Source organism: Paenibacillus sp., from assembly GCF_035645195.1.
GTDB lineage: Bacteria > Bacillota > Bacilli > Paenibacillales > YIM-B00363 > Paenibacillus_AE.
This window is the reverse complement of sequence record NZ_DASQNA010000046.1, coordinates 22,826-48,155: the sequence shown is the minus strand read 5'-3', so window position 1 is coordinate 48,155 and position 25,330 is coordinate 22,826. Positions and strand designations below refer to the sequence as shown.

The following is a 25,330-nucleotide window of genomic DNA, read 5'->3' as shown; positions in this document are numbered from 1 at the left end:
AAATGTTCGCATTTCAATGATTGATGGTAAATGGCTGCAAACAAATGCTGCGATAAGTATTTGCTGAGCCGCAGGGATATCGCGTAAGTGAAGTTGCATTGGTTTGCTGAGTCGATGGGATATCACGTAAGAAATGCGTCGGGGAGGTTCGAAGGGTGACGGCTGAGCCGATGGGATAGCGCGTAAGACGGGAGGTAAGTACAACCCGGAAGAGCCGGGAAGGTGCTGCGCGCGGTGAAAACACGAAGTTTCAAAGCGATTCGATGAAGCTAGAAGATCGGCAGTTAAAAGCTAGGGTAAAGGTGTGATTCATACGGACTGGGATGTCGACGGCGAAAAAGGGGGCGTGTAAAACGATGAAGAAGGGGGCGGGAGGTAAGCGTCCATGCCGAAATGCGCGATTGCGGACAATTCGGGGAAAGCACTATTGTTGCAGAGCTTGCAAGGGCGTCTAAAGGAGAGAGGCGTTCGACAAATGCGGTCGACAAAAAAAGCGCCGTTTTTACAGCGGGTTTAGACAGACTTTCGAAGCGGGGTTCAGGTATACTAGCTTCCGTGGACGATATCACGCACGTCCCGCCGACCGGCAGCAACGGAGGATGAACGCATGGTCGTGTACCTGGACGTCGTATTTCTCACCAATTTCGCGCTCGATTTCGCGATGCTCCTTGCCGCAGCGAAAGTGCGCAGCGTCAAACCGGCCCTATGGCGGGTCGGACTGTCGTCGGCCATCGGCGCGTCGTATGTGTTAATGATGTTCGTTCCGGCGATGACGGTCTTCTACTCATTTGTAGTTAAATGTTTATTTTCAGCGATGATGATTATGACAGCATTCGGCTACAAAAGTTTCGCCCGGTTCGCGGGATTGCTGGCGGCGTTTTACGTCGTGAATGCGGCGGCGGCCGGGACGATCGTAGGCGTTCATTACATGCTGCAGTCTTCGCACGACGTGTGGAACGGCATTTTGTTCACGAGCACGGGCGGTTTCCAATACGCGCTTGGCGTATCGTTGTGGTCGGTCGTCGCCGCCGGCGCTGTCGGCGTCATGGCTTTCCGAAGGGTGAACGCCGGGGCGAAACGGAAGGAAAAAAAGGCCGAATTTTTGGCAGAGGTCGTCGTCAACGTCGGGGAAGCGTCGTATCGCTGCACCGGTTTGATCGATACCGGCAATCATTTGTACGATCCTTTGACTCGGACACCTGTGATGGTCATGGAAGCCGCCGTATGGAAGGACGCGATCCCGGAGCGTTGGCTGGAGGCGATTCGCGCCCGCGAAGCGGACCGCGTGCTCCAGTGGCTCGGCGAGACGGCGGCCGGCGCGGAAGCGGGCGCGGAGGAAACGTTCCCCTGGAGGGAGCGACTTCGGCTGGTGCCGTACCGCGGCATCAACGGCAACACGACGTTCATGCTGGCGATGAAGCCCGACGGGGTTACTATCGTTCGCGACGGACAACAGACGGACGTTACGAAGGTGCTGATCGGCATCGACGGGGGAACCTTGAGCGCCGACGGCGCGTACCAAGCGATCATTCATCCCGCAATGGTACCTTAAACGGAAAAACGTTCCCGCAACCTAGAATACCGAGGAGGAAGGCTTATGCTGCTGCGATGGAAATTGACGATGACGATATGGTATTACCGCTTGTTGTTCCTGCTTCGGTTAAAGAGCGAGGAAATCTACTATATCGGGGGAAGCGAAGCGCTGCCTCCGCCGCTGACGCGGGAAGAAGAGGAGTATTTGCTGGCGAAGCTGTCGACGGGGGACGCGGCCATTCGGTCGATGCTGATCGAACGCAATTTACGCCTTGTCGTTTACATCGCGCGCAAGTTCGAGAATACGGGCATCAATATCGAGGATTTGGTATCGATCGGGACGATCGGATTGATCAAAGCGGTGAATACGTTCGATCCCGACAAAAAGATCAAATTGGCCACGTACGCTTCCCGCTGCATCGAAAATGAGATTTTAATGTATTTGCGAAGAAACAGCAAAATTCGGACGGAGGTTTCGTTCGACGAGCCGCTGAACATCGACTGGGACGGGAACGAGCTTCTGCTCTCCGATGTCCTGGGCACGGAAAACGACACGATTTACCGCAACATCGAGGAGCAAGTGGATCGAAAGCTGTTGCAGAAGGCGCTCGACAAGCTGACCGAACGGGAGCGCGTCATTATGGAGCTGCGGTTCGGGTTGTTGGACGGAGAGGAGAAGACGCAGAAGGACGTCGCGGATCTGCTCGGTATATCCCAATCCTACATTTCTCGGCTTGAAAAACGCATTATTAAAAGGCTCCGCAAGGAGTTCAACAAGATGGTGTAGCCCGCCTCCCGGCGGGCTTGACTTTTTTGCGGGAGTTGTTCAAGAATATTCTCCCACCTCTCGGAGATAATGATCATTAATGTCTCTCCTTGGGAGGTATTTACGCATGACCCGCAATAAAGTCGAGATCTGTGGTGTGGATACTTCGAAACTACCGGTATTAACCAATGCCGAAATGCGCGAATTGTTCGTCTCGTTGCAACAAATGGGAGACCGGTCCGCAAGGGAGAAATTGGTGAACGGCAATTTGCGCCTGGTGTTAAGCGTCATTCAACGGTTTAACAACCGGGGCGAATTCGTCGACGATCTGTTCCAAGTCGGATGCATCGGCCTGATGAAGGCAATCGACAATTTCGATTTAAGCCAAAACGTCAAATTCTCCACGTATGCCGTGCCGATGATCATCGGCGAAATTCGGAGGTATTTGCGGGACAACAACCCGATTCGCGTGTCCCGAAGCCTGCGGGATATCGCGTACAAGGCGCTGCAAGTCCGCGATCAGCTGACGAACCGCAATTCCCGAGAGCCGACGATCAACGAAATTTCGTTCGAGCTCGGCGTGCCGAAAGAGGACGTCGTGTTCGCGCTCGACGCGATCCAAGATCCGGTGTCGCTGTTCGAGCCGATTTACCAAGACGGGGGCGACCCGATTTACGTCATGGATCAAATCAGCGACGAAAAAAGCAAAGACGTCTCGTGGATCGAGGAGATCGCTTTGCGCGAGGCGATGCGGAAGCTGAACGACCGCGAGAAGATGATTTTGTCCATGCGCTTTTTCGAAGGTAAGACGCAAATGGAGGTCGCCGAGGAGATCGGCATTTCCCAGGCGCAGGTGTCGCGGCTCGAAAAGTCAGCGATCAACCAAATGCAGAAGCACGTAAAAACGTAAGGCCGTAACTCCGTTCCGCCTTGCAGCGGGACGGGGCGTTTGTTTTATTAAGGAGAAAAAATCAGGACACATTTCCGCCGCTTCTTCATATAGTGGTAGGGATAGGCGGGTGTCCTCGATGAAAATATCCGATTTTCAAACGAAAGACGTCATCAATATCGTTGACGGCAGGAAGCTCGGACAAATCAGCGACATCGAGCTGGATCTGCGCGTCGGCCGCATCGAATCGATCGTCGTGCCGAGCGCCGGACGATTTTTCGGCTTTTTCGGCGGAGGCGACGATATCGTCATTCCTTGGCGATCGATCGTGAAAATCGGCGCGGACGTCATTTTGGTGAAGCTGGACGATCCAAGGGTGTATCGCGTCGAGGAGCGAGTCAAAGACGGCTCGAAGAACTACCGCGACCGAGACCGCGAGCGCGACCGTTACCGGGACGACCCCGAGGACGACGAGTACAGGTAATCCCACGAGCGGCATGCGTACGGACCCCTCTAGAGCGAGGGGGTTCGTTCGTATGCCGTTCGGTTTTATGGTACACTGAGTAAAATCATGGTCGTCAGGAAGCCGTTGAGGAGGGATCGCCTTGAACGAATCGGCGAAGCGGGAGCCGTTCGAGCTGTACACGGCGGAAGACGGGACGGCGCTGCTGCGAATCAAGGAATGGGAGGAGCGGTTCCCTTGGCTGAGCGCCGGGTTTTCGACGCGCCTCGGCGGGGTAAGCGCGGAGCCTTGGAGCAGCCTGAACTGCGGGCTGCATGTCGGCGACCTCGACGGGGACGTCGCCGAGAACCGACGCCGCGTGGCTGCGGCCGCGGGCTTCGCCTTCGACCGCTGGACGTGCGCGGAGCAGGTGCACGGGCGGGACGTCGCGGTCGTGACGGCCGTCGACGCCGGCGCCGGACGGCTTTCGCGATCCGACGCGATCGAGGCGAAGGATGCGCTCGTGACCATCGAACCGGGCGTCATGTTGAACGCGTTCTACGCCGATTGCGTGCCGATCTGGCTCGTCGATCCGGAGCGCCGCGCCGTCGGGATCGCGCATGCCGGCTGGCGCGGGGCGGTGGCCGACGTCGCCGGGGAGGCGGTACGGACGATGACCCGCGCCTTCGGCACGAAACCGTCCGATGTGCTGGCCGCGATCGGGCCGTCCATCCGCGGCTGCTGCTACGAGGTGGACGAAGCCGTCGCGCGGCATATCCCCGAGGGGAGCGATTCAATCGAGCCGGCGGCGGTTCCAGGACGCTATATGCTCGATTTAGCAAAATTCAATCGACAAATGCTGACAAAAGCAGGAGTTTTGGCGAATCATATCGAAATATCTGTGTATTGCACCAGCTGCCGGACGGATTTGTTCTTCTCGCATCGGAAAGAACAAGGACGCACCGGACGGATGACAGCGTGGATCGCGCGGAAAGAGTGAGGTGACGCCCGTGAACGAGACGCTGCGAGACGCGGCGGGTCGGGTCGAACGGCGCATAGCGGCCGCTTGCGAAAGAAGCGGCAGGGAACGCGGCGAGGTGAACGTGATCGCCGTTACCAAATACGTGACGTTGGAACGCACTGTCGAAGTGATTGAGGCCGGATATTCGAATATCGGCGAAAATCGCTGGCAAGACGCGAAGGACAAATGGGAAGCGCTTCGGGAGCGGGAGGACGTCAAGTGGCATTTTATCGGCCATTTGCAGACGAACAAGGTGAAAGACGTGCTAGGCCGGTTCGCGGCGGTACATTCGCTCGACCGATGGTCGCTCGCCGAAGAAATTCAGAAGAAGGCCGAGCGGCTCGGCCTCGTCGTGCCTTGCTTCGTTCAATTGAACGTGTCCGGGGAAGAGACGAAGTACGGACTGCCGCCCGACCAATTGATGTCCTTCTTAGAGCGGCTGAAATCGTGCAGCGCGATCGACGTCGTCGGCCTGATGACGATGGCGCCGCACGAGGAAGATCCCGAAAAAACTAGGCCCGTATTTCGCCGTTTGCGCGAGTTAAGGGAGGAAGCCAATGCGGCAGGCGCGTACGGCAAGCCGATCGCGCACCTGTCGATGGGGATGTCGAACGATTTCGAGATCGCGATCGAAGAAGGCGCGACTTGGGTTCGGTTGGGTTCCGTCTTAGTCGGCAAAGAAGGGTAACGTAAGGGGAGGAGAGAAGATGGGCGTGATGAACCGGATCTTTAACTTCTTGGGTTTGCAGGAAGAAGTGGAAACGGAGAGAGAGCAGCATTACGAGACGCCGGAAGAGCCGGAGCGCGACCCCGGAGAAATTCGGCGAGTAAAAAACAACGTCGTTTCGCTGCATGCGCAAAAAACTTCGAAACTTGTGCTGTGCGAGCCGCGTAATTACGAAGAGACGCAGGACATCGCCGACCACCTGCGGTCGCGCCGGGCGATTTTGGTGAATCTGCAGCGCGTCCGTCCGGAGCAGGCGATGCGCATCGTCGATTTTTTGAGCGGCACCGTCTACGCGCTGAACGGCGCGATCTCCAAGGTCGGGCCGAACATTTTCGTATGCACGCCGGATTCGGTAGAAATCCAAGGCGTCATCACCGACATGATGAACGACAATACATAACGTAAAGAGGTGGTCCGACGTTGGAAAATTCGATAGTTTCATTAGTGAATACGTTGTTGAGCGTGTATACGTACATGATTATCGCCTATGTACTGCTCTCGTGGGTGCCGAATGCTAGAGACAGCTTCATCGGGCAGCTGCTCGGTCGTTTCGTGGAGCCGTACTTGTCGATCTTCCGGCGGTTCATTCCGGCGATCGGCGGCGTGATCGACGTTTCGCCGATCGTCGCGATTATCGCGATGCAGTTCATCTCCCTTGGCGTGGAAACGGTCATCCGCTTCATCATTCCGTAAGGCGTCCCGATGAGAACGATACCCTACGAGCATTTTCGACCCGAAGAGAAGCCGTTTATCGATAAAGTGGCGGAATGGTTGGAGGACGCGGCCGTACGCAAACAGGTTAAACGGACCGACTTTCTGGACCCGCGGCAAGCGTTCATCGTCGAGTCGCTGGCGAACCGGCAGGACGGGACCGAAGTCCGAACGGACGGCGGCTATGCGGATGCCGAACGCCGCCGGGCGATCTTCGTCCCGGATTTTCTCGATCCGGCCTACGAGCCGATTGGCATTTCGGTGTTGGCGATCACGGGCGAGGACGAGCGAATCGCCGAGCTGGACCATGGCGATTATTTGGGCGCCATGCTCGGCCTCGGCGTCAAAAGGGACAAAATCGGCGACATCCACGTGCACGGGTGGGGTTCACACATCCTCGTGGCGGAAGAGATGGCGCCGTTCTTCGCTTTGCATCTGTCGCAGGTCGGCCGAACGCGCGTGTTTACGGAAATTTTGCCGACAGACCGGCTCATCGTCGCCAAACAGGAGCTGGAGGAGATGTTTTGCACCGTCGCGTCGCTTCGGCTCGACGGCGTGGTCAGCGAGGCGGCCCGGTTGTCCCGCGCGAAGGTGCTGGGGCCGATCCAGGCGGGGCGCTGCAAGGTGAATTGGAAGGTCGAGGAAGACCCGTCGCGGCAGGTGAAGGAAGGCGACGTCGTGTCGCTCCAGGGCTTCGGACGATTCAAAATTTTATCTGTGGACGGGCTGTCCAAAAAGGGACGCATTCGCCTGAGAATCGGGAAATTTGCATAAACGTGCAGGAATTCCCCGGTTCGTGTCGAAAGTATGTTGCTAGTCTCTTTTTCCAAATAGGATCGTTCAAAGCATTCAGGAGGTGCACCTATGCCGTTAACGCCGCTCGATATTCACAACAAGGAGTTCAGCAGAAGACTTCGCGGTTACGACGAGGACGAGGTCAACGAGTTCCTTGATCAGATCATTAAAGATTACGAGGCGCTCATTCGCGAAAACAAAGAACTCCAAGCCCAAGTACAGGCGATGACGGAGAAGCTCGGCCATTTCTCGAACATCGAGGAAACGCTGTCGAAGACGATCATCGTGGCGCAGGAAGCGGCCGACGAGGTGAAATCGAACGCGAAGAAGGAAGCGCAGCTTATCATCCGGGAGGCGGAGAAGAACGCGGATCGGATCATTAACGAGTCCTTGGCGAAATCGCGGAAAGTCGCGCTCGAGACCGAAGAGCTGAAGAAGCAGGCTTCGATTTACCGGACGCGCTTCAAGACGCTGATCGAGGCGCAGCTCGAAATGCTGAACCATGACAGCTGGGATACGCTCGATACGAGTTCTACGCCGTCGATTTCCAATTCGCACGCGACGGGCGACAGCCTCCGTTGATTTTCGCTCGGTAATTTGCTATTGTATATGCAATTCAAGTCATATTGAAAGCGTTGAATGGAACGAGTACGCCGTATTTGCGTTCTTCCCAGAGAGCCGGGGACAGGTGAAAGCCCGGCGTCGAACGAACGGCCGAACATCATCCATGAGCGCTCGGCCGAACGCGGAATCCGCCAGTAGCCCGAGCCGGGTCATTCCGTTACCGATGGCAAGAGTGGTTCGCAAGGCATGACGCTGCGGTGGAGCAGTGCGTGCGGCGAATCAGAAGGGTGGTACCACGAAACCGAAACTTTTCGTCCCTTGGGCGGAAAGTTTTTTTGTGTTTTCATAACGATGTACGATACGTCAGAAGGGTGGAGAACAAGATGGAGAAAATGGACTACAGCAAAACGCTGAATCTGCTGCAGACCGATTTCCCGATGCGCGGCAACCTGCCGACGGCGGAGCCCGCGATGCAGGCGCGTTGGGACGAAATGGACGTGTACAACGAGGTGCGCAAAGCGCGGGAGGGGCGGCCGAAGTTCGTGCTGCACGACGGCCCGCCGTACGCGAACGGCGACATCCATATCGGCCACGCGCTGAACAAGGTGCTTAAGGACATCGTCGTCCGCTTTAAATCGCTGCAAGGGTATGACGCGCCGTTCGTTCCGGGCTGGGATACGCACGGCTTGCCGATCGAGCAGGCGATCGCGAACAGCGGCCGCGCCGATCGGAAAAAAATGACGACGCTCGAGTTCCGCAAGCTGTGCGCGGAATACGCGTGGGAGTGGGTCGAGCGGCAGAAAAAGCAGTTCCAGCGGCTCGGCGTCCGCGGCGACTGGAGCAACCCGTACGTGACGCTGACGCCGAAGTACGAGGCGCAGCAAATCCGCCTTTTCGGCGCAATGGTGAACAAAGGGTATATCTACAAAGGCTTGAAGCCGGTCTACTGGTCTCCGTCTTCGGAGAGCGCGCTGGCGGAAGCCGAAATCGAATACCGCGAAAAAACGTCGCCGTCTATCTATGTAGCGTTCAAGGTGAAGGACGCGATGGGCAAGCTTCCGGCGGACGCGGAAATCGTCATCTGGACGACGACGCCTTGGACGCTGCCGGCCAACCTCGGCATCTCCGTCCATCCGGAGTTCACGTACGTCGTCGTCGAAACGGGAGGACGCCAATTCGTCGTCGCCGAAGGGCTGCTGGAGAGCGTCGCGAAGGAGCTCGGCTGGGCGGACGCGAACGTCGTTTCCCGCGTGCGCGGCTCCGAGCTGGAATATGTCACGTGCCAGCATCCGTTCTATGACCGCGAATCGCTGGTCATGTGCGGCGAGCACGTGACGCTGGAAGCCGGCACGGGCTGCGTGCATACGGCGCCGGGGCACGGCGAAGACGACTTCGCCGTCGGGCAAAAGTACGGCATCGGCGTACTGAGCCCGATCGACGACCAGGGCCACTTCACGTCGGAAGCGCCGGGCTTCGAGGGGCTGTTCTACGACAGCGCGAACAAAGTCATCACGGAGAAGCTGAAGGAAAGCGGCCATCTGCTGCACATGGGCTTCATTAAGCACCAGTACGCACACGATTGGCGGACGAAGAAGCCGGTCATCTACCGGGCGACCGAGCAGTGGTTCGCGTCGATCGACGCGTTCCGGCAGACGATGCTCGACGAAATCAAGAACGTCGAGTGGACGCCGCACTGGGGCGAAGTGCGCCTGCATAACATGATCGCCGACCGGGGCGATTGGTGTATCTCCCGTCAGCGGGTGTGGGGCGTCCCGATCCCGATCTTCTACTGCCGTTCGTGCGGCGAGCCGCTCGTGAACGACGCGACGATCGAGCACGTGGCGAACGTATTCGAGCAGGAAGGCTCGGACGCTTGGTTCGCGAAGACGGAGCAGGAGCTGCTGCCGGCGGGCACCGCTTGCGGCAAATGCGGCCACGGCGAATTCCGGAAGGAAACCGACATCATGGACGTCTGGTTCGATTCCGGCTCCAGCCATATGGCCGTGCTCGAAGCGCGCGAAGACCTGCAGTCGCCGGCCGACCTGTATTTGGAGGGCTCGGACCAATATCGCGGCTGGTTTAACTCGTCGCTAATCACGTCGACCGCCGTCCACGGCCGCGCGCCGTACAAAGCGGTGCTAAGCCACGGCTTTACGCTCGACGGCGAAGGCCGGAAAATGTCCAAGTCGCTCGGCAACACGGTCGATCCGCTGAAAGTATGCAACCAGCTGGGGGCGGACATCCTACGGTTGTGGGTTTCTTCGACCGATTACCAGTCCGACCAGCGTTTGTCCGATGGGATCCTGCAGCAGACGGCGGAAGTGTACCGGAAAATCCGCAACACGCTGCGGTTTTATCTCGGCAACTTGTCCGGCTTCGATCCGGCGAACGACCGATTCGACATCGCCGAGCTGTCGGAGCTCGACCGGTTCGCGCTCATCCGCCTCGAGCGGATGAAGGAGAAGGTGCTGAACGCGTACGAGAAGTATGAGTTCCACACCGTATATCAGGCGGTGCACCATTTCCTCGCGGTCGAAATGAGCGCCTTCTACCTCGACATCATGAAGGATCGCTTGTACGCGGACGCGGCCGACAGCGTGGCGAGAAAGCATACGCAGTTCGTCATGCACGAATCGCTGCTGACGGTCACGCAGCTGATCGCGCCGATTCTGCCGCATACGGCGGACGAAGTGTGGGCGTTCATTCCGGGCGTCGATAGCAAGACGGTACAGACGACCGTGTTCTCGCCGGTTCGCTCGGAATGGTTCGACGCGGCGCTCGAGAAGAAGTGGGAAGCGCTCATCGACGTGCGCGACGAAGTGCTCAAAGCGCTCGAAGTCGCGCGGAAAGACAAGCGCATCGGCAACAGCTTGAGCGCGAAGGTCGTGTTGTACCCGTCGGCGGAAACGGCGTCGCTGCTTTCGCAATTCGACGAACTCGAGAAGCTGTTCATCGTCTCGGAAGCGGTCGTCAGCGAAGACGCTGCGCCTGCGGATGCCCTGGCGCTGAAAGGCGTCGCGGTGAAGGTGGAAACGGCGGAAGGCGAGAAGTGCGAACGATGCTGGATCGTCACGCCGGAGGTTGGCACGCACGAGGATCATCCGACGCTGTGCGACCGCTGCACGGAAGTGGTCAAACAGCTGACAGTTCTTTAAGGCGATAAGGAGTGATGAGAATGGCGAGCGAGGGGACGGCAGCGCCCGACAAGCTGAAATCTCAGGTGGAAGCGATCGCGAATCATCTGGAACGGGCACAGCTGGCGGAATACGTGCAGCTCCTGAACTCTCCGCGCCGGCTCATTATTCAAAATTTAATCGCCGGCGCGGCCAGAGGCGTCGGCATCGCGATCGGCGTCACCGTTTTTTCGGCGACGATCGTGTATGTACTACGCCAGATCGGCGCGCTCGATCTGCCCATCATCGGGCATTACATCGCCGATCTGGTCGAGTCGGTGCAAGCGCATATGAACAAGGGCGGAATGTATTATTGATGAAGGCGCGGCGGTCGATCAGCGCAGATCGTCGTCCTCGTACCGATCGGGCTCGAGCAGGCCGTAGCCTTCCCCTTGTTCCATATAACGCTGATATTCGTCGTTGCGGATGAAGGTTACGTTGTTGCCGTACATGTCGGTAGCTAAAAAGCTCTCGAGCGGCTCGACGTAGCCTTCGTTTTCGTCCGACTCGATGTACATATCGTTGTAATCCGTCAGTTCGCGGCCTTCCTGCAGCGCCGGCGTATTGGATGTGCCCCACCGTTCGACGATTTGCCAGGCGTCTTCGCCGTCGAACTGGGTCGTGTCGTCATGGTCCATATCCGAGCGCATCGCCGGGGCGAGAAACTTTTCTTCCCGCGGCCTGCGGTACGACGTGTCGTCGTCAGGCACGTGTTTGATGCAATACTCGGCGGAAGGCAGCGCTTCTAGCCGTTCGAGCGGAATCGGCTCCCCGCATTCGAGGCAGCGGCCGTACGTGCCGTTGTCCATGCGCTCGAGCGCGGCTTCGATTTTTTCGACCTGGTGCTCCCACAGCTCGGTCAAGGCCAAGTCTTTGCCGCGTTCGAACATCTCCGAGCCGATATCCCCCGGATGGTTGTCGACGAGGGACAACTCGCCGAGCTCGATGCCCATCGGCTCGTTCATGCCGAACTTGTCGCTATGTTCAAGACGGCTCGTCAGCTCGTCCCGCTCGCGTATGAGGTTGTTCCGCAGTTGATTCAATTGCGGCTTCTGCAGCATGTCCATCGTTGCGGCTCCCCTTCCCTAGGTAGTAACCTTATGGTTCGCCCGCATCAGATGTTTTACGAGCGGGAATTGCTAGGCGGACGGGCACAACGTGGACGTTCTGGGGAATGCTATGTTACAATGACGGTTGGAATTTCGATTCCGACAGGAGGCACAGACGTTGATCTTTTGGCTAATAGCGCTCATCGTTTTACTGCTTGATCAATGGACGAAATGGCTCGTCGTGACGCGCATGGAGATCAGAGAAGTCATCCCGGTATGGGGCGACTTTTTCTCGCTGACGTCTCACCGCAATCGCGGAGCGGCGTGGGGCATTTTGCAGGATCAACGCGTGTTTTTTATCGTCGTCACGATTATCGTCGTGATCGGCATCGTGTACTATATGCTGCGGACGATCCGCGAAGGGCGGAAGCTGATGCCGCTCGCGCTGTCGCTGCTGCTTGGCGGAGCGCTCGGCAATTTCGTCGACCGGGTCCGGCTCGGCGAAGTCGTCGACTTTTTCGATTTCAAGTTCGATTTCCGCGGCATCGGCATTCCATTCGTGTACGACTTTCCGATTTTTAACGTAGCGGATTCCGGCATCTGCGTCGGCATCGCGCTCGTCATCTTGGACACGCTATTGGAAACGAGACGCGAGAAACGGAGGACGTCGCATGATTCCGTCAACGGATGAGTTCGAAGCGTTCGCGCTGGAGATCGGCGAGGACGAGGCAGGAGAGCGAATCGACAAAATGCTCGCGGAGGCGCTCGAGGACGTGTCCCGGTCGCAGCTGCAGGATTGGGTTCGCGACGGCCACGTCACGGTGAACGGCGCGGCGGTGAAGCCGAATTATAAATTGTCGGTTGGCGACGAGGTCGTCGTGCGGCCGCCGGAGCCGGAGCTGACGGAGCTCGTGCCGGAGCCGATTCCGCTCGACGTGAAGTACGAGGATTCGGACGTCATCGTCGTCAACAAGCCGCGGGGCATGGTCGTGCACCCGGCGGTCGGCCACCGGAGCGGGACGCTCGTCAATGCGCTTATGTACCATTGCAAAGATTTGTCGGGCATTAACGGCGAAATTCGCCCCGGCATCGTGCACCGGATCGACAAAGATACGTCCGGGCTGCTGATGGCGGCGAAGAACGACGTCGCTCACAATTCCCTTGCCGCGCAGCTCAAGGAGCATTCGGTGACGCGGCGCTACGTCGCCGTCGTGCACGGCGTGCTGCAGCACGACCAAGGCACGATCGACGCGCCGATCGGCCGCGATCCGCAGGATCGGAAGCTGTTTACGGTGACGGATCGGGGCGGCAAACATGCGGTGACGCATTTCGTCGTGCTCGAGCGGTTCGCGGAGCACACGGTCGTCGAGCTGATGCTGGAGACCGGCCGGACGCATCAAATCCGCGTACATATGAAATTCATCGGTCACCCGCTTGTCGGCGATCCCGTCTACGGCCGCTCGCGCACCCGTACGATGAACGTTCCTGGACAAGCCCTGCATGCGGCGGTGCTCGGCTTTACGCATCCGCGCACGGGGGAACGGCTGACGTTCGAGGCGCCGATTCCCGACGAAATGCAGGAATTTATCGAGCATCTAAGGTTGTCGTAATCCGTTTTTCGTAAGACGTGTTCCTCGGAACACTTTACTTATATTTCTCTAGGAGGGCTTTATTCGATGGATACGATGGAGATTATCAACTTTATTAAGAACAGCAAAAAAGTTACGCCGGTAAAGGTGTATTACAAAGGCTCCATTTCCGGCGACGCCGGCAACGTGAAAGTGTTCGAATTCGGCACTGGCGGCGGCGTATTGTTCGGCGACCTCGCGGAAGTGAAGCCGATCCTCGAAGCGAACGCGTCGACGATCGAGTATTATGAAATCGAAAACGACCGCCGCAATTCGGCCATTCCGCTGCTCGATCTGAAAAACGTCAACGCGCGTATCGAGCCGGGCGCGATCATCCGCGACATGGTGACGATCGGCGACAACGCCGTCATCATGATGGGCGCGCTGCTCAACATCGGCTGCGTCATCGGCGAAGGCACGATGATCGACATGAACGCGACGCTCGGCGGCCGCGTCCAGGTCGGTAAAATGTGCCACGTGGGCGCAGGCGCCGTCCTTGCCGGCGTCATCGAGCCGCCGTCCGCGCAGCCGGTCGTCATTGAAGACAACGTCATGATCGGCGCGAACGCGGTCATTCTCGAAGGCGTGCGCGTAGGCGCGGGCGCCGTCGTCGCGGCGGGCGCCGTCGTCGTGGAAGACGTGCCGGCCAACGCGGTCGTCGCGGGCGTACCGGCTCGCGTCATCAAGATGGTCGACGAGAAGACGAAGTCGAAGACGGAAATTATCCAAGAGCTGCGGAACCTGAAGTAATGGCTGCGGGGGCTGCGACCAATTTCGCCGCCGTCCGGCGCGAGCTGCACCGCATCCCGGAGCCGGGCTTCCAGGAGTTCAAGACGCAGCGGTATTTGCTCGACTACATCGCCCGGCTGCCGCAGGACCGCCTTGAAGTCAAGACGTGGCGGACGGGCGTGCTCGCGCGGGTGAAGGGGCGCGTCGGCAGCCGATGCATCGGGTACCGAGCGGACATGGACGGCCTCGCGATCGAGGAGGACACGTCGTACCCATTCCGCTCGGAGCATCCCGGCTTCATGCACGCCTGCGGCCACGATATGCACATGGCGATCGCGCTCGGCGTCTTGACAGCCGTCGTGGACCGTCCGGTCGACGACGACGTGCTGATCGTCTTCCAGCCGGCGGAAGAAGGCCCGGGCGGCGCGAAGCCGATGATGGAGAGCGAGGAGTTCCGGGCGTGGAAGCCGGACCTCATGATGGCGCTGCACGTCGCGCCGGAATACCCGGTCGGCACGATCGCGACCCGGGCCGGCACACTGTTCGCGAACACGTCCGAGCTGTTCATCGACCTGCGCGGCGTCGGCGGTCATGCGGCGTTCCCGCATAAGACGAACGACACGATCGTCGCCGCCGCCTCGCTCGTCATGCAGCTGCAGACGATCGTCGCGCGCAACGTCAACCCGCTCGAATCCGCGGTCGTGACGCTCGGCGTCATCCAAGGCGGGACGCGGCAGAACATTATCGCCGACCATGTGCGCCTCGAAGGGACGATCCGAACGCTGTCGGAAGGCTCGATGCCGGCAGTGAAGTCGCGCATCGAAGCGCTGCTCGACGGGCTCGAAGCTGGCTTCGGCGTCAAAGCGGAGCTCGATTACGGCTCTAATTATTACCAAGTGTATAATCATGAGGCGGAAACGGCTGCGTTCATGGACTGGGTGCGAGCCGAGCAGCCGGACGTGAAGCTGATCGAATGTGACGCGGCGATGACGGGGGAGGACTTCGGGTACTTCCTGAAGGAGATTCCGGGCTTTATGTTTTGGCTCGGCGTCGACACGCCGTACGGGCTGCATCATGCGAAGATCGAGCCGAGCGAAGGCGCGATCGACGTGGCGATCCGGCTTATGAGCGAATACATTCGGAAAATAGGAACCTCCGCGTGACGCAAGTCGCGCGGAGGTTTTTTCGCATGAGATGAGGGTGGATGATCGGTACATTACCGCAAAGAATTTACGAAAGCTTCGAGGCGGTCGAGCGCGGCGCCGAGCGTTTCCATCGAGCAGGCGTACGATAGGCGGATGTAGCCTTCGCCGAGCGCGGTAAAGGCGCTGCCGGGCACGACGGCGACGCGCTGTTCGTCGAGCAGCCGATAGGCGAACGTCGTCGAATCGAGGCCGAACCGGCGGATCGACGGGAAGATGTAAAACGCGCCCTCCGGCTTCGCGACGTCGAAGCCGATCGCGGCGAGCCGCTCGTACGCGTAATCGCGGCGGGCGATGTACGCCTCGCGCATCGGGAGCGCGTCGTCGATGCCCGCCGTCAGCGCCTCGAGCGCCGCGTATTGGCTCACCGACGCCGCGCAGGTGACGTTGTATTGCAGCACTTTGACCATGTGCTGGGTGAGGTACGCCGGCGCGAACGTAAAGCCGATGCGCCACCCCGTCATCGAATGCGACTTCGACAGCCCGTTGACGACGATCGTGCGATCCCGCATGCCGGGGAAGGCGGCGATGGACGCGTGCGGACGATCGTATACGAGCTCGCTGTAGATTTCGTCGGAGATGACGAATAGATCCCGGCGCGAGAGCAGCTCGGCGAGCGCCGACAGCTCCTCGGGCGACAGCGCCGCGCCTGTCGGGTTCGACGGCGACGCCAGAATGACGCAGCGCGTCTTGTCGGTCAGCGCCGGCTCGAGCAGCTCGGCGGTCAGCTTGAAGCCGCTCCCGGTCACGTCGACGTACACGGGGACGGCGCCGCACATCCGGATGAGCGGCTCGTAGCCCGGGTATACGGGGCCGGGCAGCACGACCTCGACGCCGGGCTCGAGAATGGTGCGCAGCGCCATATCAATCGCCTGGCTCGCTCCGACGGTGACGAGCGTCTCGTCCGCCCCGCGGTAGTCGAGACCGTACTTCGTCCGAACGAACGCCGCCGCGGCGTCTCGCAGCTCCGGCAGGCCCGCGTTCGGGGTGTATACGGTTTTGCCCGCGTTCGCGGCGCGCGACGCCGCGTCCACGATATGCTGCGGCGTCGGGAAATCGGGCTGTCCGATCGTCAGCGACAGAACGTCTTTATACTGGGCGACCCGGTTCGCCATTTGGCGAATGCCGGAAATCGCGATGTCCCGAATGTCGCCGCGTACTAAATGCTCTAACATAAATCGACACCTGCCTACACAAAGTAACAACATCATAGCACAAAATGGGTTGACTTGAACGTTAGGTTCGTGGCATAATCTCAATAACCAAATACGCACCTTTAAAGGGCAGTCCCGTGAGGCTGGCAAGGTGAACGACTCGAAGACGAAGATGTCGATGCGGCATCGTCGCGGCTTGTGTGCGCACAAATCGCGAATACCCGCAACCGGCACGCTTGGTTTCCGTGCGTACAACTCCTTACCGCTCCCGGTAAGGAGTTTTTTGTTGGCCGATTTCATTCTGGATAAGGGCAGGCGGACGACAATGGCGGAGACGAAAACGCTGCTGATGGACGAAACGGCGATTCGGCGGGCGCTTACCCGCATCGCGCACGAGATCTTGGAAAAAAATAAGGGCGTTGACAATTGTACGTTTATCGGAATTCGCACGCGAGGCATCTACTTGGCCCGCCGCATTTCCGAGCGGATCGCCGAAATCGAAGGTCCGCGCGTGCCGGTCGGCGACATCGATATTACGAACTACCGCGACGACGTCGGCACCGCTTCGAAAGGGGCGGCCGGGCCGCAAATCGACCCGGAGCTTATCGTCGGACGCAAAATCGTCTTGTTCGACGACGTGCTGTATACAGGACGCACGGTTCGCGCGGCGATGGACGCCTTGATGGACGGGGGACGGCCCCAAATGATCCAACTCGCGGTGCTCGTCGACCGCGGCCATCGGGAGCTGCCGATTCGACCTGACTACGTAGGCAAGAACGTACCCACCTCTAAGCTGGAATCGATTCACGTCAGCTTGCTTGAAGTGGACGGCAAAGACGAAGTAACGCTGACCGGCAAAAGGAGGGGAGACGTATGAACATACTGCAGACGGCGACGAAGCCGAACCATTTCATCGGTCTCCGCGGACTGCCGAAGAGCGAGCTCGAAGCGCTGCTCGATCGAGCGGCTTACTGGGAGGCGCAAACGGCGCCGGTATCCAGCCTGCTGAGCGGGCGTTTCGTAGCCAACATGTTTTTCGAAAACAGCACGAGGACGCGCTTTTCCTTCGAAGTGGCGGAGAAACGGCTCGGCGCCGAGGTGCTCAACTTCGCGGCGGCGGCGTCGAGCGTCCAGAAGGGCGAGTCGATCTACGATACCGTGAAGACGCTCGAGTCGATGGGCATCCACGGCGGCGTCGTGCGCATCAAGGCAGTCGGCGTCATGCAGGAGCTCGCCGAGCGCATCCGGGTGCCGCTCATCAACGCCGGCGACGGCAACAACGAGCATCCAACGCAGGCAATGCTCGACCTGTACACGATGCGCAAGCATTTCGGCGCTATCGCGGGCCTCACGGTGTCGATTGTCGGCGACATCCGGCACTCCCGCGTCGCGCGTTCGAATCTGTGGGCGCTGCGGGAGATGGGAGCAAGCGTCAAACTGTGCGCGCCGGACAACATGAAGGCGCCGGAGCTTGAAGCGTACGCGCCTTACGTGACGATCGAAGAAGCGCTTCGCTCGGACGTCGTCATGATGCTCCGCGTGCAGCTCGAACGCCACGAAGACGGCTTGTTCCGTTCCGCGGAGGATTATCGCGCCGCGTACGGCCTGACCGAGGAGCGCGCTTCCCGCATGGCGTCTCATGCGATCATCATGCACCCGGCGCCGGTCAACCGGAACGTCGAAATCGACGACGCGCTGGTGGAATGCGAACGCTCGAAAATTTTCGAGCAGATGGCGAACGGCGTGCCGATCCGCATGGCGGTGTTGGAAAGAGCATTAGCGTAATCGCCCGCCTTGGGTGAAACTTGCAGCAACAATCGAAGGGAGAACCGGGATGGGAATTTGGATCGTTAACGGTCGAACGGCCGAAGGGAAAGACGTGGCGATATTGTCGGAGGGCGGCGCGATCGTCCGCATCGTCGACGGGGCGGCGCCGGAGGAAGGCACGAACGGCCACGAGACGGTCGACGCGGGCGGCAGACTCGTATCCGCAGGACTTATCGATATGCACGTACATTTTCGCGAACCGGGTTTCGAATATAAGGAAGACATCGAGACGGGATCGAAGTCGGCGGCGAAAGGCGGCTTCACGACGGTCGCCGCGATGCCGAACACGCGCCCGGTGCTCGACAAAGCGGAGACGGTGCGCAAAGTTGTCGATCGCGCGCAAAGCGTCGGCATGACGCGCGTGCTGCCGTACGGCTGCATCACGGTCGGCGAGCTCGGCCGCGAGCTGACGGATTTCGAGGCGCTCCGCGAGGCGGGCGCGATCGGCTTTACCGACGACGGCGTCGGCGTGCAGAGCGCCGGCATGATGAAGGAAGCGATGAAGCGCGCGGCGGCGCTCGGCATGCCGATCATCGCGCATTGCGAGGACGACTCGGTGCTGCCGGGCGGGGCGGCGTTCACGGACGGCGCGTTCGCGAAGCGGCACGGTCTTCCGGGCATTCCGAACGAATCGGAAGCGATCCATGTCGGCCGCGACATTTTGCTCGCGGAAGCGACGGGCGTTCACTACCACGTATGCCACGTTTCGACGGAGCAATCGGCGCGGCTCATCAAGCTCGGCAAGCAGGTCGGCGTCAAGGTGACCGCCGAGGTGTGCCCGCACCATTTGCTGCTTAGCGACGAAGACATTCCGGATTCGATGGACGCCAACTGGAAAATGAATCCGCCGCTCCGTTCGCCGCGGGACGTCGAAGCGATGATCGCGGCGGTGGAGGACGGAACGATCGACATTTTCGTCACCGACCACGCGCCGCACAGCGAAGAAGAGAAGGCCCGCGGCATCGAGCGGGCGCCGTTCGGCATCGTCGGTCTCGAAACGTGTTTCCCGCTGCTGTACACGAAGTTCGTCGCGACGGGACGATGGTCGCTGCCGTTCGTGCTCGAGCGGCTTACGTCGAAGCCTGCGGAGCTGTTCGGTCTCCCGACGGGACGCCTCGAAGTCGGCGCGCCGGCGGATATCACGATCATCGATCTCGAAGAAGAGCGCGCGGTCGATCCGTCCACGTTCGCGAGCAAAGGGAAAAACACCCCGTTTACGGGTTGGAAATTGAAAGGTTGGCCGAAGCTCACAATGCTTGGCGGCAACATAGTATGGTCAGAGCTAGCTGAAAAGGGGAGTGGCGAAATTGTTGGCTAAATTGTACTTGGAAGACGGAACATTGTTCGAAGGAACGTCATTCGGCGGAGAAGGCCAGCAGGTCGGCGAGGTCGTTTTCAATACGGGGATCACGGGTTACCAGGAAGTGCTCAGCGATCCGTCTTACTGCGGACAAATCGTCACGATGACGTTCCCGCTGATCGGGAACTACGGCATTACGCGCGACGATTTCGAAGCGGTCCGTCCGTTCGTGCACGGCTTCGTCGTTCGCCGGCATGAGGAAGTGCCGAGCAACTGGCGCGCGCAGTACTCGCTCGGCGATATGCTGAAGGAGTACGGCATCGTCGGCATCAGCGACATCGACACCCGGATGCTGACGCGCAAAATCCGCAGCCACGGCACGATGAAAGGCATCATCGCCACGGGCGACATTCGCGTGGAAGAGCTGCGCGAGCGTCTCGGCGCGTCGGAACTGCTGCGCGACCAAGTGTCCCGCGTCTCCACGAAGAGCGTCTACAACTCGCCGGGCAAAGACCAGCGCATCGTGCTCGTCGACTTCGGCTCGAAGAGCGGCATCCTGCGCGACTTGACGCGCCGCGACTGCGACGTCGTCGTCGTGCCGCATGATACGACCGCTGAGCAAATTTTGCGCCTCCGTCCGGACGGCATTTTGCTCTCCAACGGTCCTGGGGATCCGAAGGACGTGCCGCACGCGGTCGAAACGATCAAAGCGCTGCTCGGCAAGCTTCCGATTTTCGGTATCTGCCTCGGCCACCAGTTGTTCGCGCTCGCTTGCGGCGCCGACACGGAGAAGCTGAAGTTCGGTCACCGCGGCGGCAACCATCCGGTCAAAGATCTCGAATCCGGCCGCTGCTACATCACTTCGCAAAACCACGGCTACACCGTGAAAGAGGAATCGCTCGCGGGCACGGGTCTCGTGAAGACGCACATCAACAACAACGACGGCACGATCGAAGGCTTGAAACACGAAAGTCTGCCGGCGTTTTCGGTACAGTACCATCCGGAAGCATCGCCGGGTCCGTTCGATTCGAGCTACTTGTTCGACGACTTCCTGACGATGGTACGGAAATTTCACGCGGAGCGCCCGAAGCAGGCGCGCCAAACCGAGCTCGAGTTGCTCGCACGGGGGGTATGACGAAAAATGCCAAAAAACGAGAAGCTTAAGAAGATATTGGTTATCGGCTCCGGCCCGATCGTCATCGGACAGGCGGCGGAGTTCGACTATGCAGGCACGCAGGCGTGCCAGGCGCTGAAAGAAGAAGGTTACGAAGTTATCCTGATTAATAGCAACCCGGCGACGATTATGACCGATACGAACATGGCCGACCGGGTATACATCGAACCGATCACGCTGGAGTTCGTGTCGAGCATCATTCGCAAAGAGCGCCCGGACGGGTTGCTGCCGACGCTCGGCGGACAGACGGGCCTTAACATGGCGGTCGAGCTGGCGAAAGCCGGCATTCTGGAGAAGGAAGGCGTCAAGCTGCTCGGCACGCAGCTGACGGCGATCGAGAAAGCGGAAGACCGCGATCTGTTCCGCGATTTGATGCGCGAGCTGGAGCAGCCGGTGCCGGAGAGCGTCATCGTCACGACGGTGCCGCAGGCGCTCGACTTCGCGAACGAAATCGGCTACCCGATCATCGTCCGCCCGGCGTACACGCTCGGCGGCACGGGCGGCGGCATTTGCCACACGGAAGAAGAGCTCGTCGAAATTGTGTCCTCGGGTCTGCGCTATTCGCCGATCGGGCAATGTCTCGTCGAGAAGAGCATCGCCGGCATGAAGGAAGTCGAGTACGAAGTTATGCGCGACGCGAACGACAACTGCATCGTCGTCTGCAACATGGAAAACTTCGACCCGGTCGGCGTGCATACGGGCGACAGCATCGTCGTGGCGCCGAGCCAAACGCTGTCTGACCGCGAGTACCAAATGCTGCGGACGGCATCGCTCAAAATCATTCGCGCGCTCAACATCGAAGGCGGCTGCAACGTGCAATTCGCGCTCGACCCGCATTCGTACCAATATTACGTTATCGAAGTGAACCCGCGCGTCAGCCGTTCCTCGGCGCTCGCGTCGAAGGCGACGGGCTACCCGATCGCGAAGATGGCCGCGAAAATCGCCGTCGGCTATACGCTTGACGAGCTCGTCAACCCGGTCACGGGCCAGACGTACGCTTGCTTCGAGCCGACGCTCGACTACATCGTGTCCAAAATTCCGCGCTGGCCGTTCGATAAGTTCATCCACGCGAACCGGAAGCTCGGCACGCAGATGAAGGCGACCGGCGAAGTCATGGCGATCGGCCGCACGTTCGAGGAATCGATCCATAAAGCGGTTCGCTCGCTCGAGATCGGCGTGCATCGCCTGCACCTGAAGGACGCCGCGACGCTCGACGACGAAACGCTGAAAAGCCGCCTCATTCGCCCGGACGACGAGCGCCTGTTCTTGATCGCGGAAGGATTGCGCCGCGGATGGGACTTGCTCGATCTGCAGGAGCTGACGAAGGTCGACTGGTGGTTCTTGCGCGGCATTCAATCGATCGTCGCGTTCGAGAACAAGCTGCGCGTCGAGGAATTGACGCCGGAGCTGCTCAAAGCCGCGAAGCGCAAAGGGTTCACCGACCGCGCGATCGCCGAGCTGCGCAAAGAAGGCGGCCATACGGAGCTGACGGTCGAATCCGACATCCGCACGCTGCGTTTGTCGCAAGGGCTCAAGCCGGTTTATAAAATGGTCGACACGTGCGCGGCCGAGTTCGAAGCGTCCACGCCGTACTACTACTCGACGTACGAAACCGAGAACGAAGTCGTCGAATCGAACAAGCCGAAGGTCGTCGTGCTCGGCTCCGGTCCGATTCGGATCGGCCAAGGCATCGAGTTCGACTACTCGACCGTGCATGCGGTTTGGGCGATCCAAGACGCAGGCTACGAAGCGGTCATCATCAACAACAACCCGGAGACGGTGTCGACGGACTTCAATACGTCCGACCGCCTGTACTTCGAGCCGCTCTTCTTTGAAGACGTGATGAACGTCATCGAGCAGGAGAAGCCGGTCGGCGTTATCGTCCAGTTCGGCGGCCAAACGGCGATCAACCTCGCCGGTCCGCTCGCTCGCGCCGGCGTACGCATCCTCGGCTCCGACCTCGAGTCGATCGACTCGGCGGAAGATCGGAAGAAATTCGAAGCGCTGCTCCGCTCGCTCGACATCGCGCAGCCTCCGGGCAGCACGGTGACGTCCGTGGACGAAGCGGCCGGCACGGCGGAGAAGCTCGGTTATCCGGTGCTCGTGCGCCCGTCGTACGTCCTCGGCGGACGCGCGATGGAGATCGTCTACTCGGAAGAAGAGCTGCTCCGTTATATGGAAGAAGCGGTGAAGGTCAATCCGGAGCACCCGGTTCTGATCGACCGCTACATGCTCGGCAAAGAAGTCGAAGTCGACGCGATCTGCGACGGCGAGACGGTGCTCGTCCCGGGCATCATGGAGCATATCGAGCGCGCGGGCGTTCACTCCGGCGACTCGATCGCAGTGTACCCGCCGCAGACGCTGTCCGCGGAAATGAAGGCGCAAATCGTCGAGATGACGACGTCGATCGCGAAGGCGCTCAAGGTTGTCGGTCTCGTGAACATTCAGTTCGTTATCTATAAAGGAAAAATCTATATTATCGAAGTGAACCCGCGTTCGTCCCGTACGGTTCCGTTCCTTAGCAAAGTGACGGGCGTGCCGATGGCGAACGTAGCGACGAAGGTCATCCTCGGCGCGAAACTGAAGGACCTCGGCTTCAACAACGGCCTGTGGGCCGAAGACGACCATGTGTCGGTCAAGGTGCCGGTATTCTCGTTCGCGAAGCTGCGCCGCGTCGACACGACGCTCGGACCTGAAATGAAGTCGACGGGCGAAGTCATGGGCCGCGACCTCAACTTCTCGAAGGCGTTGTACAAAGGGTTGATCGGTTCGGGCATGAAAATCCCGCTTTCCGGCAACATCATCGCGACGATCGCGGACAAAGACAAGGACGACGCGGTCGACGTATTCCGCGGCTTCGTCGAGCTCGGCTATCGCGTCTACGCGACGGGCGGCACGGCGCAAACGCTGATGGACGCCGGCATGCCGGTCGATCACGTGCACAAGCTGAGCGAAGGCAGCCCGAACATTCTCGACATGATTCGGACCGGCGAAGCGCAGTTCGTCGTCAACACGCTGACAAAAGGCAAAACGCCGGAGCGCGACGGCTTCCGCATCCGCCGCGAAGCGGTCGAGAACGGCGTCGTATGTATGACATCCCTCGATACGGTGCGCGCGCTGCTCGGCATGCTGCAGGCGATTCACTTCTCGACGGGTCATATGCCGGGCTTCGTCAGCTCGGGCAGCTTCTCGAAAAATAAAACGCCGCTCGAGGTACGCTAATGTCGGCACGCAGCCATCCGATCATGGTGGCGCTCGATGTCCCCGATGCGGAGGCGGCGCTCGCGCTCGCCTCGCGCCTCGAGGGCATCCCTTGCTGGATGAAGGTCGGGATGGAGCTGTATTACGCGGCGGGGCCCGACCTCGTTCGCCGGCTGAAGGCGCAGGGCCACCGAATTTTCTTGGACTTGAAATTTCATGACATCCCGAACACGGTGGCCGGCGCCGCCCGTTCGGCGTCGAAGCTCGGCGTCGACATGTTCAACGTGCACGCAGCCGGCGGCAGCGCGATGATGCGCGCGGCGGTCGAGGCGGCGGGCGAAGCGAGCACGACCGGCGAAACGCCGCTCGTCATCGCCGTCACGCAGCTGACGTCGACGACGGAAGAGACGATGCGCCGCGAGATCGGTATCGACGCGCCGCTCGCCGACGTCGTCGTCCGCTACGCCGCGCTGGCGAAAGCCGCAGGCCTCCACGGCGTCGTGTCCTCGGCGCTCGAGGCGGCGGCGGTGAAGGCGGCGTGCGGCGCCGACTTCGTCACGGTAACGCCGGGCATCCGCCCCGCCGGGGCCGACGTTGGCGATCAAGCGCGCGTCATGACGCCGGCGAAAGCGCTGGCGAACGGCGCGGACTATCTCGTCATCGGCCGGCCGATCACGAAAGCGCCGGATCCGCGGGAAGCGCTGCTGCGCATCGTAGAAGAAATCGAGAACGCGAAGGGAGAGGCTCGTCCATGACGACCTTATCGTTGGAACGTCAAATCGCCGAAGCGCTGTTATCCATCGGAGCCGTTTCGCTGCGGCCGGAGCAGCCGTTCACGTGGACGAGCGGCATCAAATCGCCGATTTATTGCGACAATCGGCTGACGATGTCGCACCCGCAGGTGCGGGATGCGATCGCGGAAGGCTTCGCGTCGCTCATCCGCGAGCATTACCCGCAGGCGGAGGTCGTCGCGGGCACCGCGACGGCCGGCATCCCGCATGCGGCGTGGGTCGCCCAGAAGTTAAGCTTGCCGATGATCTATGTGCGCGACAAAGCGAAGGGCCACGGCAAGCAAAACTTGATCGAAGGCGAAGTGCCCGCAGGGAAGAAGGTCGTCGTCATCGAAGACTTGATTTCGACCGGCGGCAGCTCGCTGAAGGCTGCGCAAGCCGTGAACGAAGCGGGCGGACAAGCGCTCGCCGTGCTCGCGATTTTCTCCTATCAATTCGAGAAAGCGGAAGAGGCGTTCCGTTCGGCCGGCGTTCCGCTGCGGACGCTGTCGAACTACACCGCGTTGATCGACGCGGCGCTTTCGACGAACCGTATCCGCGAACAGGACGTCGCCGCGTTGTCGGCTTGGCGCCTGCAGCCGGAGACGTATTACGCTTAATTAACGGCTTGAGCATGAAGCTCCGGGTTGACCTCGCGTCGACCCGGGGCTTTTT

Annotated in this window: 25 protein-coding genes and 1 other annotated feature; of the genes, 23 read left to right on the top strand and 2 right to left on the bottom strand. The window is 60.0% G+C overall.

All coding sequences use genetic code 11. The annotated features are described in order from the left end of the window. The first annotated feature begins 607 nt into the window (after positions 1-607). The 12 genes from spoIIGA to VE009_RS25490 all read left to right on the top strand — a co-directional run bounded on the left by spoIIGA (position 608) and on the right by VE009_RS25490 (position 10,938). Complete coding sequence (spoIIGA, locus tag VE009_RS25545; protein ID WP_325012695.1) at positions 608-1,552, top strand: sigma-E processing peptidase SpoIIGA; 945 nt, start codon at positions 608-610, stop codon at positions 1,550-1,552. 45 nt (positions 1,553-1,597) lie between these two features. Beyond that, positions 1,598-2,320, top strand: coding sequence for an RNA polymerase sporulation sigma factor SigE (sigE, locus tag VE009_RS25540; protein WP_325012693.1), 723 nt, complete (start codon positions 1,598-1,600; stop codon positions 2,318-2,320). A gap of 106 nt (positions 2,321-2,426) precedes the next feature. Beyond that, positions 2,427-3,209 carry an RNA polymerase sporulation sigma factor SigG gene (sigG, locus tag VE009_RS25535; protein WP_325012691.1) on the top strand — a complete coding sequence of 261 codons (783 nt, stop codon included), beginning with the start codon at positions 2,427-2,429 and terminating at the stop codon, positions 3,207-3,209. 118 nt (positions 3,210-3,327) lie between these two features. Continuing rightward, positions 3,328-3,672 carry a YlmC/YmxH family sporulation protein gene (locus tag VE009_RS25530; protein WP_325012689.1) on the top strand — a complete coding sequence of 115 codons (345 nt, stop codon included), beginning with the start codon at positions 3,328-3,330 and terminating at the stop codon, positions 3,670-3,672. Between the two features lie 121 nt (positions 3,673-3,793). Next, the gene (pgeF, locus tag VE009_RS25525) at positions 3,794-4,630 is read left to right on the top strand and encodes a peptidoglycan editing factor PgeF (protein ID WP_325012687.1); all 837 of its coding nucleotides are present in this window, start codon (positions 3,794-3,796) and stop codon (positions 4,628-4,630) included. Positions 4,631-4,640: 10 nt separating this feature from the next. Further along, on the top strand, positions 4,641-5,339 hold the full coding sequence (locus VE009_RS25520; protein ID WP_325012685.1) for a YggS family pyridoxal phosphate-dependent enzyme: 699 nt from the start codon (positions 4,641-4,643) through the stop codon (positions 5,337-5,339). A 19-nt stretch (positions 5,340-5,358) separates the two neighbouring features. Continuing rightward, positions 5,359-5,778 (top strand): cell division protein SepF, encoded by a 420-nt coding sequence (locus VE009_RS25515; RefSeq protein ID WP_325012683.1) that lies wholly within the window; start codon positions 5,359-5,361, stop codon positions 5,776-5,778. A 20-nt stretch (positions 5,779-5,798) separates the two neighbouring features. Next, on the top strand, positions 5,799-6,071 hold the full coding sequence (locus VE009_RS25510) for a YggT family protein (RefSeq protein ID WP_325012681.1): 273 nt from the start codon (positions 5,799-5,801) through the stop codon (positions 6,069-6,071). Positions 6,072-6,080: 9 nt separating this feature from the next. Beyond that, positions 6,081-6,863 (top strand): RNA-binding protein, encoded by a 783-nt coding sequence (locus tag VE009_RS25505; RefSeq protein WP_325012679.1) that lies wholly within the window; start codon positions 6,081-6,083, stop codon positions 6,861-6,863. A 90-nt stretch (positions 6,864-6,953) separates the two neighbouring features. Beyond that, a complete protein-coding gene (locus tag VE009_RS25500) occupies positions 6,954-7,466 on the top strand; it encodes a DivIVA domain-containing protein (protein WP_325012677.1) in 513 nt (170 codons plus the stop codon). A 44-nt stretch (positions 7,467-7,510) separates the two neighbouring features. Beyond that, positions 7,511-7,770: a binding site (T-box leader), on the top strand. Positions 7,771-7,840: 70 nt separating this feature from the next. Next, positions 7,841-10,603, top strand: a complete 2,763-nt coding sequence (ileS, locus tag VE009_RS25495; RefSeq protein ID WP_325012765.1) for an isoleucine--tRNA ligase — start codon at positions 7,841-7,843, stop codon at positions 10,601-10,603. A 20-nt stretch (positions 10,604-10,623) separates the two neighbouring features. Beyond that, a complete protein-coding gene (locus tag VE009_RS25490; protein ID WP_325012675.1) occupies positions 10,624-10,938 on the top strand; it encodes a DUF5665 domain-containing protein in 315 nt (104 codons plus the stop codon). 18 nt (positions 10,939-10,956) lie between these two features. Here the strand turns inward: VE009_RS25490 and VE009_RS25485 are convergent, their stop codons facing one another. Continuing rightward, on the bottom strand, positions 10,957-11,688 hold the full coding sequence (locus VE009_RS25485) for a TraR/DksA C4-type zinc finger protein (RefSeq protein WP_325012673.1): 732 nt from the start codon (positions 11,686-11,688) through the stop codon (positions 10,957-10,959). 160 nt (positions 11,689-11,848) lie between these two features. On the opposite strand from VE009_RS25485, the gene lspA reads away from it, so the two are divergent. The 4 genes from lspA to VE009_RS25465 all read left to right on the top strand — a co-directional run bounded on the left by lspA (position 11,849) and on the right by VE009_RS25465 (position 15,190). Next, positions 11,849-12,361: a signal peptidase II gene (gene lspA / locus VE009_RS25480; RefSeq protein ID WP_325012671.1), complete on the top strand. Its 513-nt coding sequence runs from the start codon at positions 11,849-11,851 to the stop codon at positions 12,359-12,361. Continuing rightward, positions 12,342-13,280 (top strand): RluA family pseudouridine synthase, encoded by a 939-nt coding sequence (locus VE009_RS25475; RefSeq protein ID WP_325012669.1) that lies wholly within the window; start codon positions 12,342-12,344, stop codon positions 13,278-13,280. The genes lspA and VE009_RS25475 overlap by 20 nt, the downstream gene beginning before the upstream one ends. A gap of 66 nt (positions 13,281-13,346) precedes the next feature. Next, positions 13,347-14,048 carry a 2,3,4,5-tetrahydropyridine-2,6-dicarboxylate N-acetyltransferase gene (dapD, locus tag VE009_RS25470; RefSeq protein ID WP_325012667.1) on the top strand — a complete coding sequence of 234 codons (702 nt, stop codon included), beginning with the start codon at positions 13,347-13,349 and terminating at the stop codon, positions 14,046-14,048. Beyond that, positions 14,048-15,190 (top strand): N-acetyldiaminopimelate deacetylase, encoded by a 1,143-nt coding sequence (locus VE009_RS25465; protein WP_325012665.1) that lies wholly within the window; start codon positions 14,048-14,050, stop codon positions 15,188-15,190. Before dapD ends, VE009_RS25465 begins: the two co-directional genes overlap by 1 nt. 53 nt (positions 15,191-15,243) lie before the next feature. On the opposite strand, the gene VE009_RS25460 is transcribed toward VE009_RS25465, so the two are convergent. Further along, a complete protein-coding gene (locus tag VE009_RS25460; protein WP_325012664.1) occupies positions 15,244-16,404 on the bottom strand; it encodes an aminotransferase A in 1,161 nt (386 codons plus the stop codon). 304 nt (positions 16,405-16,708) lie between these two features. Here VE009_RS25460 and pyrR point away from each other — a divergent pair, with 304 nt between their 5' ends. The 7 genes from pyrR to pyrE are packed head-to-tail and all read left to right on the top strand — an operon-like array spanning position 16,709 to position 25,275. Beyond that, positions 16,709-17,260: a bifunctional pyr operon transcriptional regulator/uracil phosphoribosyltransferase PyrR gene (pyrR, locus tag VE009_RS25455; protein ID WP_325012662.1), complete on the top strand. Its 552-nt coding sequence runs from the start codon at positions 16,709-16,711 to the stop codon at positions 17,258-17,260. After that, positions 17,257-18,168, top strand: a complete 912-nt coding sequence (locus tag VE009_RS25450; protein WP_325012660.1) for an aspartate carbamoyltransferase catalytic subunit — start codon at positions 17,257-17,259, stop codon at positions 18,166-18,168. Before pyrR ends, VE009_RS25450 begins: the two co-directional genes overlap by 4 nt. A 49-nt stretch (positions 18,169-18,217) precedes the next feature. Then, positions 18,218-19,528, top strand: a complete 1,311-nt coding sequence (locus VE009_RS25445) for a dihydroorotase (RefSeq protein ID WP_325012658.1) — start codon at positions 18,218-18,220, stop codon at positions 19,526-19,528. Further along, complete coding sequence (gene carA / locus VE009_RS25440) at positions 19,518-20,645, top strand: glutamine-hydrolyzing carbamoyl-phosphate synthase small subunit (RefSeq protein ID WP_325012656.1); 1,128 nt, start codon at positions 19,518-19,520, stop codon at positions 20,643-20,645. Before VE009_RS25445 ends, carA begins: the two co-directional genes overlap by 11 nt. Positions 20,646-20,651: 6 nt before the next feature. Further along, a complete protein-coding gene (gene carB, locus VE009_RS25435) occupies positions 20,652-23,906 on the top strand; it encodes a carbamoyl-phosphate synthase large subunit (protein ID WP_325012653.1) in 3,255 nt (1,084 codons plus the stop codon). Further along, positions 23,906-24,640: an orotidine-5'-phosphate decarboxylase gene (gene pyrF, locus VE009_RS25430; protein WP_325012651.1), complete on the top strand. Its 735-nt coding sequence runs from the start codon at positions 23,906-23,908 to the stop codon at positions 24,638-24,640. The genes carB and pyrF overlap by 1 nt, the downstream gene beginning before the upstream one ends. Then, a complete protein-coding gene (pyrE, locus tag VE009_RS25425) occupies positions 24,637-25,275 on the top strand; it encodes an orotate phosphoribosyltransferase (protein ID WP_325012649.1) in 639 nt (212 codons plus the stop codon). Before pyrF ends, pyrE begins: the two co-directional genes overlap by 4 nt. Positions 25,276-25,330: the final 55 nt, after the last annotated feature.

Coding starts and splice junctions, on each gene's coding strand:
- spoIIGA (WP_325012695.1), top strand. CDS start 608: ATGGTCGTGTACCTGGACGTCGTATTTCTCACCAATTTCGCGCTCGAT.
- sigE (WP_325012693.1), top strand. CDS start 1,598: ATGCTGCTGCGATGGAAATTGACGATGACGATATGGTATTACCGCTTG.
- sigG (WP_325012691.1), top strand. CDS start 2,427: ATGACCCGCAATAAAGTCGAGATCTGTGGTGTGGATACTTCGAAACTA.
- VE009_RS25530 (WP_325012689.1), top strand. CDS start 3,328: ATGAAAATATCCGATTTTCAAACGAAAGACGTCATCAATATCGTTGAC.
- VE009_RS25515 (WP_325012683.1), top strand. CDS start 5,359: ATGGGCGTGATGAACCGGATCTTTAACTTCTTGGGTTTGCAGGAAGAA.
- VE009_RS25505 (WP_325012679.1), top strand. CDS start 6,081: ATGAGAACGATACCCTACGAGCATTTTCGACCCGAAGAGAAGCCGTTT.
- VE009_RS25500 (WP_325012677.1), top strand. CDS start 6,954: ATGCCGTTAACGCCGCTCGATATTCACAACAAGGAGTTCAGCAGAAGA.
- ileS (WP_325012765.1), top strand. CDS start 7,841: ATGGACTACAGCAAAACGCTGAATCTGCTGCAGACCGATTTCCCGATG.
- VE009_RS25490 (WP_325012675.1), top strand. CDS start 10,624: ATGGCGAGCGAGGGGACGGCAGCGCCCGACAAGCTGAAATCTCAGGTG.
- VE009_RS25485 (WP_325012673.1), bottom strand. CDS start 11,688: ATGGACATGCTGCAGAAGCCGCAATTGAATCAACTGCGGAACAACCTC.
- VE009_RS25475 (WP_325012669.1), top strand. CDS start 12,342: ATGATTCCGTCAACGGATGAGTTCGAAGCGTTCGCGCTGGAGATCGGC.
- dapD (WP_325012667.1), top strand. CDS start 13,347: ATGGATACGATGGAGATTATCAACTTTATTAAGAACAGCAAAAAAGTT.
- VE009_RS25465 (WP_325012665.1), top strand. CDS start 14,048: ATGGCTGCGGGGGCTGCGACCAATTTCGCCGCCGTCCGGCGCGAGCTG.
- VE009_RS25460 (WP_325012664.1), bottom strand. CDS start 16,404: ATGTTAGAGCATTTAGTACGCGGCGACATTCGGGACATCGCGATTTCC.
- pyrR (WP_325012662.1), top strand. CDS start 16,709: ATGGCGGAGACGAAAACGCTGCTGATGGACGAAACGGCGATTCGGCGG.
- VE009_RS25450 (WP_325012660.1), top strand. CDS start 17,257: ATGAACATACTGCAGACGGCGACGAAGCCGAACCATTTCATCGGTCTC.
- VE009_RS25445 (WP_325012658.1), top strand. CDS start 18,218: ATGGGAATTTGGATCGTTAACGGTCGAACGGCCGAAGGGAAAGACGTG.
- carB (WP_325012653.1), top strand. CDS start 20,652: ATGCCAAAAAACGAGAAGCTTAAGAAGATATTGGTTATCGGCTCCGGC.
- pyrF (WP_325012651.1), top strand. CDS start 23,906: ATGTCGGCACGCAGCCATCCGATCATGGTGGCGCTCGATGTCCCCGAT.
- pyrE (WP_325012649.1), top strand. CDS start 24,637: ATGACGACCTTATCGTTGGAACGTCAAATCGCCGAAGCGCTGTTATCC.